Source organism: Kitasatospora sp. NPDC001175 (assembly GCF_053598215.1).
In genome coordinates this window covers 100,702-115,029 of sequence record NZ_JBSFJU010000001.1, presented here as the reverse complement: position 1 = coordinate 115,029, position 14,328 = coordinate 100,702, and the positions used below count along the sequence as shown (strand labels likewise).

Below are 14,328 nucleotides of genomic sequence, written 5' to 3'. Positions count from 1 at the left end.
GCGCTTCCCCGGCGTCGTGGCCAACCACGACATCAACCTCACCGTGAACACCGGCACCGTGCACGCCCTGATGGGCGAGAACGGCGCCGGCAAGTCCACGCTGATGAAGATCCTCTACGGGATGCAGAAGCCCGATGAGGGCACCATCACCATCAACGGCGAGCAGGTCGAGTTCCACACCCCCGGTGACGCCATCGCGCGCGGCATCGGCATGGTGCACCAGCACTTCATGCTGGCCGACAACCTCACCGTGTGGGAGAACGTCGTCCTCGGCGGCGAGAAGCTGCACGGCATAGGCGCCAAGGCCAAGGCCAAGATCAAGGAGATCTCCGACCAGTACGGCCTGGGCGTGCGCCCGGACGCGCTGGTCGAGGACCTGGGCGTGGCCGACCGCCAGCGCGTCGAGATCCTCAAGGTGCTCTACCGCGGCGCCAGGATCCTGATCCTGGACGAGCCCACCGCGGTGCTGGTGCCGCAGGAGGTGGACGCGCTCTTCGACAACCTCCGCGAACTCAAGGCCGAGGGCGTCACCGTCATCTTCATCTCGCACAAGCTGCACGAGGTGCTCTCGGTGGCCGATGCGATCAGCGTCATCCGCCGCGGCACCACCGTCGGTGACGCCGACCCGAAGAGCGTGACCGCCCGCGAGCTCGCCGAGCTGATGGTCGGCGCCGAGCTGCCCTCCCCGGAGAGCCGCGAGTGCACCGTCACCGACGTGGAGATGCTCACGGTCGAGGGCCTGCGCATCGCCAAGGCGGACGCCGAGGGCATCGAGCGCGTGGTCCTGGACGACATCTCGCTGAGCATCCGCAAGGGTGAGGTCCTCGGCATCGCCGGTGTCGAGGGCAACGGCCAGGCCGAACTGGTCGAGGCGATCATGGGCATGCTCCCGCTGAACGCCGGCACCGTGACGCTGGACGGCAAGGACCTCTCCGGTTCGCTCACCCGCGCCCGCCGCGAGGCCGGCATCGGCTACATCCCGGAGGACCGCCACCGGCACGGTCTGCTGCTGGAGGCCCCGCTCTGGGAGAACCGCATCCTCGGTCACGTCACCGAGTCGCCCAACTCCAAGGGCGTCCTCCTGGACCCGGCCGCCGCTCGCAAGGACACCCAGCGGATCGTCGAGGAGTTCGACGTTCGCACCCCCGGGATCGACGTCACCGCGGCCTCGCTCTCCGGTGGTAACCAGCAGAAGCTGATCATCGGCCGCGAGATGGCCCATGACCCCAAGCTGCTGATCGCCGCCCACCCCACCCGCGGTGTGGACGTCGGTGCGCAGGCGCAGATCTGGGAGCACATCCGCACCGCGCAGCGCGCGGGCCTGGCGGTGCTGCTGATCTCCGCCGACCTGGACGAGCTGATCGGCCTCTCCGACACCATCCGGGTCATCTACCGCGGCCGCCTGGTCGCCGACGCCGACCCGGCCACGGTCACCGCAGAGGACCTGGGCACCGCGATGACCGGTGCGGCCACCGGTCACATCGAGTCCGAGTCCGAGGCCGTCGAGGAGGACAAGGCGGTCGCCGCCGAGGGCACCGAGGCCGAGGCCGAGCACCCGCACCTCGGCGAGTCCGCCGACGAGCCCACCGACACCGCCGACGGCAACGCGCAGGCGGGGGAGTAACCCATGACCAGTAGTCCTGAAACCGCCACGCGCCCGGCGGCCAAGCGCTTCGACGGCGAGCGCGTCCTGCTCGGCCTCTCCGCGCCGGTGCTGGCCGTGCTGCTCTCGGTCGTGCTGTGTGCCGTCCTGCTCGCCGTCTCCGGGCTGGACCCGTTCAACGCGTTCAGCACGATGCTGAGCTACGGCGTCAAGTCCGACGCCCAGGTGGCCACCCTCAACAAGGCCACCACCTACTACCTCGCGGGTGTCGCGGTCGCCTTCGGCTTCCGGATGAACCTGTTCAACATCGGCGCCGAGGGCCAGTACAAGCTGGCCGCGCTGTTCGCGGCGTTCGTCGGCTCCCAGGTGGACCTGCCCGCGGTCGTCCAGATCCCGCTGCTGATCGTCGTCGCCATGCTGGTCGGCGCCATCTGGGCCGGTGTCGCCGGTGTCCTGAAGATCACCCGGGGTGTCAGCGAGGTCATCTCGACCATCATGCTGAACTCCATCGCCACCGCGGTGGTCGGTCTGCTGCTGGTCCCCGGCGTGTTCGCGCCGTCGAGCAAGGGCGGCGTCAGCAACTCCATCCAGACCGACCCGGTCTCGGCCTCCAGCCACTTCTTCGCCCTGGACACCCAGGGCGGCAGCCTCTGGGGCTTCATCTTCATCGCGGTCCTGGTCGGCGTGGTCTTCCAACTGGTGCTCACCCGCACCCGGTTCGGTTTCGACCTGCGCGCCACCGGTCGCTCGGAGAGCGCCGCGCACGCCTCGGGCGTCAACGTCAAGCGCATGGTGCTGACCAGCATGCTGGTCTCCGGTGCGCTGGCCGGTCTGATCGGTCTGCCCGACCTGCTGCAGAACTCGTACAGCTACGGCCAGAGCTTCCAGCCCGGTCTCGGCTTCCTCGGCATCGCGATCGCGCTGCTCGGCCGGAACTCGCCGATCGGCATCGCCTTCTCGGCGCTGCTGTTCGCCTTCCTGGACGCCACCGCGGTCCAGCTGCCGTTCTCCGGCTACCCGCAGGAGATCGCCGCGGTCATGCAGGGTGTCATCGTCATCTGTGTCGTCGTCGCCTATGAGCTGGTGCGCCGCTTCGGTCTGAAGCGCCAGCAGCAGAAGGTCGGCGCCCAGCTCGCCGCACAGGCCGCGGCGGCCGCCAAGAAGGAGGTGGCGGCATGAGTACCGCAACCGCTGCTGCTAAGCCCAAGGCCCCCGGCGGCACGCCCGCCAAGAAGGCCAAGCTCTCGACCCCGGTCGTGCTGCTGCTGATCGCCGGCGTCCTGACGCTGTTCTCCGTGGTCGGCATGCTGACCGGCAACCACGGTCTGACCTCCTCCGGCCAGGTCGCCGCCGCGCTCGGCTCGGCCGTGCCGATCGCGCTCGCCGGCCTCGGCGGTCTGTGGTCCGAGCGGGCCGGTGTGGTCAACATCGGTCTGGAAGGAATGATGGTCGCCGGCACCTTCTGCGGTGCCTGGGCCGGCTTCCTGGTCAACCCCTGGGTCGGCCTGCTCGCCGGCATGGCGGGCGGCGCGCTCGGCGGTCTGCTGCACGCGGTCGTCACCGTCACCTTCGGTGTGGACCACATCGTCTCCGGCGTCGGCATCAACCTGCTGATCCCCGGCATCTGCGCGTACATCAACAAGATCTACTACACCGACTACGTCGCCGACGGCGCCGGCGCCAACCAGTCCCCGCCGGCCAACTCGCTGCCGAACATCACGGTGCCGGGCCTGTCGCACTGGCTGGACACCGTCGAGTCGCACCACTGGTTCCTGGTCTCCGACGTCGCGGGCATCCTGGGTGGCGTGGTCACCAACCTCTCGGTGGTCATCCTGATCGCCGCCGCCCTGGTGGTCGCCAGCTACTTCCTGCTCTGGCGCACCGTCTTCGGTCTGCGGCTGCGCTCCTGCGGCGAGAACCCGACGGCCGCCGAGTCGCTGGGCGTCAACGTCTACAAGTACAAGTACATCGCGGTCATCGTCTCCGGTGCCTTCGCCGGCCTGGCGGGCTCGTACCTCTCGCTGGTGGCGGCCCACTTCTACAAGGACGGGCAGACCCAGGGTCGCGGTTACATCGGTCTGGCCGCGATGATCTTCGGTAACTGGCTGCCGGGCGGCCTGGCCGCCGGTGCGGGCCTGTTCGGCTTCACCGACAGCCTCCAGCTGCGCGACGCCGACTCGGTGCACGTGCTGCTGATCGTGGTCGCCGTGGCGATGGCGCTGATGGCGCTGTGGCAGCTGTACCGCCGCAAGGTCACCGGTGCGATCGTCAGCTTCGTGGTGGCCGGCGGTCTGGCCGCCTGGTACGCGACCACCGACTCGGTGCCGCGTCCGCTGATCGTCGCCACGCCGTACGTGATCACCCTGGTGGTGCTCGCGCTGGCCTCGCAGCGACTGCGCCCGCCGAAGGCCGACGGGCAGATCTACCGCAAGGGCCAGGGCAAGTGACCGCCGCCGGGGCCCCGGACTGGGAGCGGCTGCGGGCCGCCGCCCGGGACGCGATGTCGCGTGCGTACGCGCCGTACAGCAAGTTCCCGGTCGGGGCCGCGGCCCTGGTCGACGACGGGCGCACCGTCACCGGCTGCAACGTGGAGAACGCCTCGTACGGGCTCGGGCTGTGCGCCGAGTGCGGCCTGGTCTCCGCGCTGCACGCCTCGGGCGGCGGCCGGCTGGTGGCGTTCACCTGTGTGGACGGCGCCGGTGAGCTGCTGATGCCGTGCGGCCGCTGCCGCCAGCTGCTGTACGAGCACGGCGGTCCGGACCTGCTGATCGACCTGCCCTCGGGCGTGAAGACCATGGCGCAGGTCCTGCCGGACGCGTTCGGACCCGAGCGGCTCTAGCAGCAGCTCTTTTTACGCGCGTAGAGTGTCGCGAGGAGACTGAAATCCGGTCTTTTCGCGGCACTCTCCGTTTTTCGCGGCGATGTTCCTGCGGCAACTCCCGCAAGCGAGTCGCCGATCGCATGCATGTGAGTACCTGACCCACCCTCTTGGAGATTCCATGTCCATGGACGCCCCCTCCGTTATCCGCACCAAGCGCGATCGCGGTGAGCTGACCGACGCTCAGATCGACTGGGTGATCGACGCCTACACCCGCGGCGAGGTCGCCGACGAGCAGATGTCCGCGCTGGCCATGGCCATCCTGCTGAACGGCATGAACCTCCGGGAGATCAGCCGCTGGACCGACGCGATGATCCGTTCCGGGGTCCGGATGGACTTCTCCGAGCTGGGCGTGCCGACTTCCGACAAGCACTCGACCGGCGGTGTCGGCGACAAGATCACGCTGCCGCTGGCCCCGCTGGTCGCGGCCTGCGGTGCGGCCGTCCCGCAGCTCTCCGGCCGGGGCCTCGGCCACACCGGCGGCACCCTGGACAAGCTGGAGTCCATCCCCGGCTGGCGGGCGCTGCTCTCCAACGACGAGATGATGCAGGTGCTGCGCGACACCGGCGCGGTCATCTGCGCGGCGGGCGACGGCCTGGCCCCCGCCGACAAGAAGCTGTACGCGCTGCGCGACGTCACCGGCACGGTCGAGGCGATCCCGCTGATCGCCTCGTCGATCATGTCCAAGAAGATCGCCGAAGGCACCGGCGCACTGGTCCTGGACGTCAAGGTCGGCTCCGGCGCGTTCATGAAGAACCTCGCCGACGCCCAGGAGCTCGCCCGCACCATGGTGGGTCTCGGCACCAACGCGGGCGTCAACACGGTCGCCCTGCTGACCGACATGTCCACCCCGCTCGGGCTCACCGCCGGCAACGCGCTGGAGGTCCGCGAGTCCGTCGAGGTGCTGGCGGGTGGCGGCCCGGCCGACGTGGTCGAGCTGACCATCGCGCTGGCCCGCGAGATGCTCGCCGCGGCGGGCGTCCACGGCAAGGACCCGGCGGACGCGCTGCGCGACGGCTCCGCGATGGACCACTGGCGCCGCATGATCACCGCCCAGGGCGGCGACGTGGACGCCCCGCTGCCGGTCGCCCGCGAGCAGCACGTGATCACCGCTGCGGAGAGCGGCGTGCTCACCAAGCTGGACGCCTACGGCGTGGGCGTCTGCGCCTGGCGCCTGGGTGCCGGCCGCGCCCGCAAGGAGGACCCGGTGCAGGCGGGTGCCGGTGTCGAGATGCACTTCAAGCCGGGTGACACCGTCGTGGCCGGCCAGCCGCTGCTGACCCTGCACACCGACACCCCCGAGCGCTACGACTACGCGATCGAGGCGCTGTCCGGCGGCATCGAGATCTCCCCGGCGGGCACCGGGTTCACCCCGACCCCGATCATCCTCGACCGCATCGCGTGATCCGCCGAGGTCCTGCTGACGTACGCCGGTCTCAGGCGTACGTCAGCAGGACCGAGGTGTCGATCGTCCAGGGGCCGACGGTGACGGTGTCGCCGAACGCGAACTCCTTGCGGGAGGCGTAGCCGGGCTGGTCGTGGACGATACCGGTGCCCTTGCGCGGGTCGACCAGCAAGTACAGCGGGATACCCATGGCCGCGTAGTCGCGGACCTTGTTCTGGTAGTCGCTCTCGGGGTTGGACTTGGAGACGACCTCGACTACGAGCAGCACCTCGTGCGGCTGGACTGCCGGCTCCTCGCCCTCAAGCACTTGTTCGGGAAAGACCATGAGGTCAGGGCACCGCAACCGGCCGAGACCCGTGTCCTCCAGATCTGCGCCCGGGTGCGCAATGTGGCCAGGATGAGTCTTCGGCAGCTGCAGGTTGAGCTGACGGGCGATCCGCACGACGGCCAACTCGTGCCTCTTCACCGGTGACATCATCATGACGATCTCGCCGTCGGCGATCTCCACCTTGCTTATCCCGGGGATCTGCGGCAGCTGGTCGGCGATCTCCCGCAGCCGGGCGTACGCAGCCGGATCGATGCTCATGTCCGGAGTGTACCGACGGCCGACTCCCGTCGGGCGGCGGCGGCCTGCCGGGTCGCGTAGAGGGTGACGGCGGCGGCGAGAGCCATCGCGATGAGGCCGACGGCGGCGGTGCCCGTCCAGCCGGTGGCGTGGTACTCGTCGGCGCCGACGGTGCCGCCGAGGCTGTTGCCGAGGTAGTAGGCGATCAGGTAGAGCGCGGAGGCCTGGGCGCGGCCGTGGGTGGCGGTGCGGCCGACCGACGACGAGGCGGTGGCGTGGCCTGCGAAGAAGCCGGCGGTGATCAGGACCAGGCCGAGCAGCGCGCAGACCAGCGAGTCGCCGAGCGAGAGCAGCAGCCCGGCGGTGGTGGTGCCGATCGAGGCGTACAGCGCGCCGCGCCGGCCGACGCGGCCGACGAGCCTGCCGGCGTAGGCCGAGGTGGCGGTGCCGACCAGGTACACCCCGAAGACAGAGGCGGCCAGCGACTCGGGCAGGTGGAACGGCGCGGCGATGAGCCGGTAGCCGACGGTGTTGTAGACCGCGCCGAACACGGCCATGAAGAGCAGGCCGAGCAGGTACAGCCGCAGCAGCAGCGGATTGCGCAGGTGGGCCGAGACCGTACGGGTCAGGGCGCGGGCGTCCACCGGGGCCCGGCGGAAGTTCCGGGCGGCCGGGATGAGCAGCCGGAACGCCAGGGTGGCCAGCACGGCCATGGCGGCCGAGGCGGCGAGGCCCCAGCGCCAGCCCCAGGCGGCGGCCACCCAGCCGGAGACCAGGCGGCCGCCCATGCCGCCGATGCTGTTGCCCGCCACGTACAGGCCCATCGCGGAGGCCAGCGCGCTCGGGTGGACCTCCTCGGCGAGGTAGGCCATCGCGGTCGCGGGCAGCCCGGCGAGGGCGGCGCCCTGGAGCACCCGCAGCACCACCATGGCGGAGAGGTCCGGCGCGAGGGGTAGGGCCAGGGCGACCACCGAGGCGGCCACGGTGGAGGTGGTCATCACCGCGGTGCGGCCGAACCGGTCGGACAGCGCGCTTGCCGGGAGAAGCGCCAAAGCCAGTCCCAGGGTTGCCGCCGAGGAGGTCCAACTCGCCTGCCCCGGCGTGAGATCGAGGTCGGCGGAGAGGATCGGCAGCAAGCCCTGGGTGGAGTACAGCAGGACGAAGGTGGCGACCCCGGCGGCGAACAGCGCGAGGTTGGCGTGGCGGAAGCCGCGCTCACCCGGGCGGTGCCGCGAGTCCTCGGGCCCGGCGTCGGTGGGAGCGGTGGAAGCTGGCTGGGCGGGGGCGCCCGGTCGTGCCGGTGCGGATGCCCCCTCAATGGCAGGCGACATGGTTAGAACGTAGGACCGTGCTGCTTGATGCGTCCAATGCATGACTGACGGAGAATCGATGCTGTGACGCATGAGAGCAGCTCGCCGCCCCTGCACCCGGCCGAACTCGGCCGGGAGTCCGCCGTCGCCAACCTCGCGCCGCAGTTGGCCCAGTTCGCGGCGGTCGCCCGGCTGGAACACGTCACGCAGGCGGCACAGCTGCTGGGGATGCCGCAGCCGACGCTCTCCCGGGCGGTGGCCCGGCTGGAGGGCGAGCTGGGGGTGGACCTGCTGGCCCGGCAGGGCCGTACCGTCCGGCTCACCCGGGCGGGCCGGCTGCTGCTGGGCTCGGTCGAGCGGGCGCTGGCCGAACTGGAGCGCGGCGTCGAGCTGGCCCGCGCGGAGACCGACCCGGTGTCCGGGCGGGTGGCGTTCGGCTTCCTGCACACCATGGGGACGGACGCGGTGCCGGCGCTGCTGCGGGATTTCCGGGCCGATCACCCGCAGGTGCGGTTCCAGCTGGTGCAGGACTACGTCGCGGCGATGCTGGAGCGGCTGCGCGACGGCGAGTTGGACCTGTGCCTGGTCTCACCCTTGCCGGACGCGACCGACCTGACGGCCCGTCCGCTGGACGAGCAGCGGCTCTATCTGACCGTCCCCTGTGACCACCGGCTCGCCGGGCGGCGCCGGATCCGGCTGGCCGAGGTGGCCCAGGAGCCGTTCGTCGTGGTGGAGGAGGGGTACGGCCTGCGCGCGATCACGGAGGCGTTCTGCGCGGAGGCCGGGTTCGCGCCCCGGATCGCCTTCGAGGGGGAGGAGGCGGAGACGCTGCGGGGGCTGGTCGCGGCCGGGCTCGGGGTGGCGCTGCTGCCGCCCGGTCTCGTCCCGCGCCCCGGCGTGGTCGAACTGGAGGTGACGGCGCCCCGCACCCGCCGGGCGATCGGCCTCGCCTGGGTGGCGGGCCGGCCGCTGACCCCGCCGGCGGCGGCCTTCCGCGACTTCGTCCTCTCCCGCCGGGGGCGGCTGCTCGACCACGACTGAGGGCGCCCCCGGGGCCGGCGGGCTGCGCGGGGACCTGCCGCGGTGGACCGGACCCGCCCCGTGCCGGACGAGGCGGGCCGCCGTCCGGAGCCGGTGCCCCTGATGGGCGGCTCTCCGCTGATGGGCGGCTCTCCGCGCGGCCCGGGGCGCCCCCGCCCCTCGGGTGGTCCCGTTGCGCTGTCCGGGTGGACGGGCGATGATCGACATGGTGAATCTACGCGCGTAGGGGCTACACTCCCGCAATGGAGAAGCAGATCCCTGTCGCTGCGGGCACCACAGGCCCCCGCATTCCCACCTCCGACCAGATCGCCCGTGCCCCGAAGGTGCTCCTGCACGATCACCTCGACGGCGGGCTGCGCCCCCAGACCATCGTCGAACTGGCAGCCGCCTGCGGCTACGAGGGGCTCCCCACCACCGACCCGGCCAAGCTCGGCGAGTGGTTCCGCGAGGCCGCCGACTCCGGCTCGCTGGTCCGCTACCTGGAGACCTTCGCGCACACCTGCGCCGTGATGCAGACCCGCGAGGCCCTGATCCGGGTCGCCGCCGACTGCGCCGAGGACCTGGCCGCCGACGGCGTGGTGTACGCCGAGGTCCGGTACGCCCCCGAGCAGCACCTTGAGGCCGGCCTCACCCTCGACCAGGTGGTCGAGGCCGTCAACGAGGGCTTCCGCCTCGGTGAGGCCAGGGCCAAGGCCAACGGCCACCGGATCCGGGTCGGCGCGCTGCTCACCGCGATGCGCCACGCCGCCCGCTCCCAGGAGATCGCCGAGCTCGCCAACCGCTACCGCGACCAGGGCGTGGTCGGGTTCGACATCGCCGGTGCCGAGGCCGGCTACCCTCCCACCCGCCACCAGGCCGCCTTCGACTACCTCAAGGGCGAGAACAACCACTTCACCATCCACGCCGGTGAGGCCTTCGGCCTGCCGTCGATCTGGGAGGCCCTGCAGTGCTGCGGCGCCGACCGGCTCGGTCACGGCGTGCGGATCATCGACGACATCACCGTCCACGAGGACGGCCGGGTCGAGCTGGGCCGCCTGGCCGCGTACGTGCGTGACAAGCGCATCCCGCTGGAGATGTGCCCCACCTCCAACCTGCAGACGGCCGCCGCGACCTCGTACGCCGAGCACCCGATCGGCCTGCTCAGCCGGCTGAAGTTCCGGGTCACCGTGAACACCGACAACCGACTGATGAGCGGCACCAGCATGAGCCGCGAGTTCGAGCACATCGTCGAGGCGTTCGGCTACACCCTGGGTGACATGGAGTGGTTCACCGTCAACGCCATGAAGTCGGCCTTCCTGCCCTTCGACGAGCGCCTGGCGATGATCAACGACGTGATCAAGCCCGGCTACGCCGAGCTCAAGGCGGAGTGGCTGTTCAGCGCCGGCGCCTGAGGGTCGCCGCGGGCGGCCCTCGGCGACCGCGTTCCGTGTTGACGCGGTCCCGGGATGCCCGAAACCGCGCCTGACGAGCGGTCGGATGAACGTGGGGCCACTGCCCGGGTCCTGCGTTCATCCGACCGGTCACCCCTGGGAGTTAACGGTCGTTGTACCTCCCGGAACCTTGTCACTACGGTGTGCCAGTCACTGTTGACACGGTGTAGCGGTGTGCGTCCCCGGGCGCGTCCGCGCGCCGCCCACCGACGAGGACCGAGGACCAACACATGAAGCAGGCCACTCTGAAGATCGCCGGAACCGCGGCGCTCGGCGTCGCGCTCGCGGCGGCTGCCGCCGGTTCCGCCTCCGCCGCCGCCGGCTCCGGTGGGTTCGGGAGCCCGGCCAACGTGCTGGACAAGTCCGGGGTGCTGACCGGCGCCGCCACCAGTGCGACCGGCAAGCTGCCGACCGCCCCGGTCACCAACGCGGTCGGCGACCTCAACCACGGCGTCGGCTCCTCCCTGGCCCCGGCCCCGGCGGCGCAGGACCCCGCGGCCGACGGGACCGCCGACGCGCCCGCCGAGGACGCTTCGGCCGGCGCCAAGAAGGCGACCCGCGGCCTGCCGGGTGCGGACGCCCTGAGCAAGGTGCCCGGCGCCGGTGTGCTCACCGGTGCGCTCGGCAACGCCCAGCTGCCCGGCCTCGCCGGCTGACCCACCGGCCGCGGGCCGGCCTCGCGGCCGGCGCGCAATCGCCCGAACGCCCCGAAGGGCCGCCCGGACCGGCGGCCCTTCGGGGCGTTGTGGTGTGCGTCGAGGCGCGGCCGGCGCCGTCGGCTCACGGCTCCTGCGGGAGCAGCAGCCAGAGCGCCAGGTAGATCAGGAACTGCGGCCCGGGCAGCAGGCAGGAGGCCAGGAAGATGAGCCGGACGGTCCACGGGGAGAGTCCGAAGCGGTCGGCGATCCCGGCGCAGACGCCGGCGATGACGCGGTTGTGGCGAGGGCGGGCAAGGACGCTCATGGAGCTCTCCGAAGTCTTTCGGCCCGGTGCCGGTCTCTCCGGCGGGCATGTCTCCATCCTCGGTTCTCCCGCCGCTCTGGACGTCAGCCGCGATGGTGATCCGGCCCCCTGAGCTCTCACCGGGCCGGCGTAGCGGCGGCTCGGGGTCGGTTCAGGGATGGCCCCTGAGAACCGGTCGGTGGGCGGCGCCCAGCGGGGCGGCCACCGCGGTCACCTGGGGCACCGGCGTGGGCCCCTGGGACACGGACGCGGTCATCCGGGGTGCTGGTGCGGGCTCGCCAGCGGGCTCGGCCGCAGGCGCGGCACAGGAGGGTGGCGCGGGCGTCGCGGGCGTTCTGGGGGCCCGTCGGCGCAGCGCGCTCCGGCCGGCCGGGACGAAGGCCAGGTGGGTGGCGGCGACACCGAGCGTGCCCAGCAGGATGTCGTCCACGTTCGAGACGTGCCAGGGTGTCCAGCCCTTGAGGATCTCCAGGCCGGTGGCCAGCAGTGCCGAACCGCCCACGGTGTGCAGGAAGGACGGCAGCCAGCCGGTCCGCAGCCGTCCGCCGGCCAGCGGGAGCAGGACGCCGAGCGGTGCCAGCGGCAGCAGCCCGCCGGCCAGTTGCAGGGCACCGGCCAGGCCGCCGACGGCCAGCGCCTGGCCGACCGAGGCGAACGGGGTCAGGTTGGCCGGAGGTGCCCACCCGACCGTCACCGGACGGAGGGTGAACCACCCGACCACCGCCAGATATCCGGCGAGCACGGTCAGACCGATCCGCCGCGCCCGGGGTGACGCCTCGGGCGCGTAACCGTCCCCGGAGGGTTGCGACTGCTCCGGTGGTCCGTCCGGGGAAGGTGGTCCGTCCGGGGATGCGTCCTGCGGCGCCTCCTTCGGCTGCCGCGGAAGCCCGGACCGGGAGGAATCCGGCGCGAAGGACGGAGCGTACGCCCCTTGGGTGGGGCTGCTGCCGGCCCGTACGCCGGTCCCGCGCTCGCGCTCGTGGCGCGTGGTGGTGCCATCTCGCTGCACGCCGGGGAGGACGCCCCGTTTGTCGTTCACGGTTCCGCGCTCGGTCACGCGGGTTCGGGGTAACCCGTTCATGGGCAGCGGGACGCTCCTGGTGAGGGGACCGCGCTGAACACACTGACGGGCCCCTTGGCCGTGGCGTCCGCGCCGGGGCTGCCGCTCGCCGTCGCACCCGGCGTGCCGGTCGAGGGCACCCCCGACGGCGCGGACGACGGCGTGCCGGACGGAGCGGCCGACGGGCTCCCCGCTGCGGCGGACGGCCGGGGCGCGGTGCTCGGCGTCGGAGCCAGCACCGCGGTCGGAACCGTGTACGGGTTGGGGCAGGCCGTTCGACTGGCCGGGGCGCCCGCGTCGACGGGCACGGCGGTCGGCCGGATGCCGCAGCCCGTCGCGGTCGCCAGGACGGCGGTCAGCAGTGCGGCCGCCGCAGCGGTCCTGGGTACGTTCACCGGGCACCTTCCTGATCGGCCGCGCCGGCCTGTTCCGCGGTCGGTGCCACTGCCGGGCCCCGGTCCGATTCCGATTCCGTGGCCACGGCGGGAGCCGGGTCCGCGGCACCCGGGCCGTCCAGCGGTCCGCCGGGGGTGAGCGGCAGGGTCAGCGTGAACACCGCCCCGACCTCGCCGTTGGCGGCGGTGATGGTGCCGCCGTGGATCTGCGCGTTGGCCATCGCGATGGACAGCCCGAGCCCGCTGCCCTCGGAGCGGGCGCGGCCCTTGTCGGCCTTGAAGAAGCGGTCGAAGACGTGCGGCAGGACGTCCTCCGGGATGCCCGGGCCGCTGTCGGAGACCTCCACCACCACGGTCTGGCCGATCTGGCGGACCCTGACCCGTACCGGCGAGCCGCCGTGCTTGAGCGCGTTGCCGATCAGGTTGGCGAAGACCACGTCCAGGCGGCGCGGGTCGACCACGGCCAGGATCCCGCGCGGGGCGTCCACCTCGACCGCGTCGTACCAGGCCCGGCCGTCGATGCAGGACATGATCAGGTCGGCTATGTCCATCTCGTCGGCGACCAGCTTGGCGGTGCCCGCGTCGAACCGGGTCACCTCCATCAGGTTCTCCACCAGGTCGGAGAGCCTGCGGGTCTCGCTGACCACGATCCGCACGGCCGGCTCGACCATCGGGTCGAGCAGCTCGGCCTCGTCCTCCAGGATGTCCGTCACCGCGGTCATCGCGGTCAGCGGGGTGCGCAGCTCGTGCGACATGTCGGCGACGAACCGCCGGCTCTGCGCCTCCCGGGCGCTGAGCTCCTCCACCTGCTCGGAGAGCGACTCCGCCGCCCGGTTGAACGTCCGTGCCAGGTCGGCGAGTTCGTCGCCGCCCTCGACGTCGAGCCGGGTGTCCAGCTCGCCCTCGCCGAGCCGCCGGGCCGCCTCGCCGAGGCGCTTCACCGGCCGCAGCACCGTGGCCGAGGCGGCCTGCGCCAGCAGCGCGGAGCCGATCAGCGCGAGCAGGGTGGCGATCGCCAGCGACCAGCCCAGGGTGTTGAGGTCGGCCCGCTCGTTGTCCAGCGACTTGAACATGTACGCCGTCGGCCCGCTCGGCACCACCTTGGTGCCGCCGACCACGTACGGCTTCCCGTCCAGGTTCACCCGCTGCCAGTACAGGTGGTACGCGTACGGGTTGGCCGAGTTGGTCTCGCGCGGCCTGGCCACCGTGGCCCGCAGCGCCGGCGGCACCTGGGCGAGCGTGAAGCTCGACGGGGCGGAGGAGGCGGCGCAGTCGGGCTGGTTCTCGTCGACCACCACCACCTGGTAGTTGAGGCCGGAGGTGGCCACCAGGTTCGCCAGGTTGGTCAGTTGCGGGCAGGACGCGTTCAGCGGCAGGTCGGAGACATTGCGGGTGAGGGAGACCCGGAAGTCGTTCAGTGCGGTGTCCTGGGCGCGCTTGAGCACCGCGTCGCGGTTGAGCCAGTACGCGATCCCGGACGCCGAGACGGCGGTGCACAGCGCCACGACGGCGAACACCGCGATCAGCCGTACCCGCAGCGAACGCAGCTGCTGCCACCGCCAGGGGCGCGGACGGCGCGAGGTATGAGGGTCAACAGTCAACTGGGGTTCTCACCAATGTCGTTCAGAGCCGGGCCGCTGGTCGTCCAGGGCTGGGTGCTCGGTCGTTCGGAGCCGGG

General features: G+C 71.9%; 14 protein-coding genes. 8 read left to right on the top strand and 6 right to left on the bottom strand.

What is annotated here, in order from left to right; genetic code table 11:
- The first annotated feature begins 16 nt into the window (after positions 1-16).
- The 5 genes from ACWDAK_RS00510 (at position 17) to ACWDAK_RS00490 (ending at position 5,886) form a co-directional block, all read left to right on the top strand.
- A complete protein-coding gene (locus ACWDAK_RS00510; protein WP_427392840.1) occupies positions 17-1,624 on the top strand; it encodes an ABC transporter ATP-binding protein in 1,608 nt (535 codons plus the stop codon).
- A 3-nt stretch (positions 1,625-1,627) separates the two neighbouring features.
- On the top strand, positions 1,628-2,782 hold the full coding sequence (locus ACWDAK_RS00505) for an ABC transporter permease (protein ID WP_344638086.1): 1,155 nt from the start codon (positions 1,628-1,630) through the stop codon (positions 2,780-2,782).
- Entirely contained in the window at positions 2,779-4,050 is a 1,272-nt protein-coding gene (locus tag ACWDAK_RS00500) for an ABC transporter permease (RefSeq protein ID WP_344638085.1), read from the top strand. The genes ACWDAK_RS00505 and ACWDAK_RS00500 overlap by 4 nt, the downstream gene beginning before the upstream one ends.
- The gene (locus ACWDAK_RS00495) at positions 4,047-4,442 is read left to right on the top strand and encodes a cytidine deaminase (protein ID WP_344638084.1); all 396 of its coding nucleotides are present in this window, start codon (positions 4,047-4,049) and stop codon (positions 4,440-4,442) included. The genes ACWDAK_RS00500 and ACWDAK_RS00495 overlap by 4 nt, the downstream gene beginning before the upstream one ends.
- Before the next feature lie 160 nt (positions 4,443-4,602).
- Positions 4,603-5,886, top strand: a complete 1,284-nt coding sequence (locus tag ACWDAK_RS00490; RefSeq protein ID WP_344638083.1) for a thymidine phosphorylase — start codon at positions 4,603-4,605, stop codon at positions 5,884-5,886.
- A gap of 31 nt (positions 5,887-5,917) precedes the next feature.
- Here ACWDAK_RS00490 and ACWDAK_RS00485 read toward each other — a convergent pair whose 3' ends face one another.
- Positions 5,918-6,472 (bottom strand): Uma2 family endonuclease, encoded by a 555-nt coding sequence (locus ACWDAK_RS00485; protein ID WP_427392841.1) that lies wholly within the window; start codon positions 6,470-6,472, stop codon positions 5,918-5,920.
- Positions 6,469-7,782: an MFS transporter gene (locus ACWDAK_RS00480; RefSeq protein WP_427392842.1), complete on the bottom strand. Its 1,314-nt coding sequence runs from the start codon at positions 7,780-7,782 to the stop codon at positions 6,469-6,471. Before ACWDAK_RS00480 ends, ACWDAK_RS00485 begins: the two co-directional genes overlap by 4 nt.
- 63 nt (positions 7,783-7,845) lie before the next feature.
- Between ACWDAK_RS00480 and ACWDAK_RS00475 the strand changes: the two genes are divergently transcribed.
- The 3 genes from ACWDAK_RS00475 to ACWDAK_RS00465 all read left to right on the top strand — a co-directional run bounded on the left by ACWDAK_RS00475 (position 7,846) and on the right by ACWDAK_RS00465 (position 10,888).
- Complete coding sequence (locus ACWDAK_RS00475; RefSeq protein ID WP_344638080.1) at positions 7,846-8,802, top strand: LysR family transcriptional regulator; 957 nt, start codon at positions 7,846-7,848, stop codon at positions 8,800-8,802.
- A 242-nt stretch (positions 8,803-9,044) separates the two neighbouring features.
- Positions 9,045-10,193: an adenosine deaminase gene (locus tag ACWDAK_RS00470; RefSeq protein ID WP_344638079.1), complete on the top strand. Its 1,149-nt coding sequence runs from the start codon at positions 9,045-9,047 to the stop codon at positions 10,191-10,193.
- 269 nt (positions 10,194-10,462) lie between these two features.
- Positions 10,463-10,888, top strand: a complete 426-nt coding sequence (locus ACWDAK_RS00465; RefSeq protein WP_427392843.1) for a hypothetical protein — start codon at positions 10,463-10,465, stop codon at positions 10,886-10,888.
- 124 nt (positions 10,889-11,012) lie between these two features.
- On the opposite strand, the gene ACWDAK_RS00460 is transcribed toward ACWDAK_RS00465, so the two are convergent.
- From ACWDAK_RS00460 to ACWDAK_RS00445, 4 genes are all read right to left on the bottom strand, one after another.
- On the bottom strand, positions 11,013-11,195 hold the full coding sequence (locus tag ACWDAK_RS00460; protein ID WP_344638077.1) for a PspC domain-containing protein: 183 nt from the start codon (positions 11,193-11,195) through the stop codon (positions 11,013-11,015).
- Positions 11,196-11,346: 151 nt separating this feature from the next.
- Entirely contained in the window at positions 11,347-12,252 is a 906-nt protein-coding gene (locus ACWDAK_RS00455; protein WP_427392844.1) for a VanZ family protein, read from the bottom strand.
- 20 nt (positions 12,253-12,272) lie between these two features.
- Positions 12,273-12,650 carry a sortase-dependent protein gene (locus tag ACWDAK_RS00450; RefSeq protein ID WP_344638075.1) on the bottom strand — a complete coding sequence of 126 codons (378 nt, stop codon included), beginning with the start codon at positions 12,648-12,650 and terminating at the stop codon, positions 12,273-12,275.
- Positions 12,647-14,251, bottom strand: a complete 1,605-nt coding sequence (locus ACWDAK_RS00445; protein ID WP_427392845.1) for an ATP-binding protein — start codon at positions 14,249-14,251, stop codon at positions 12,647-12,649. Before ACWDAK_RS00445 ends, ACWDAK_RS00450 begins: the two co-directional genes overlap by 4 nt.
- Positions 14,252-14,328: the final 77 nt, after the last annotated feature.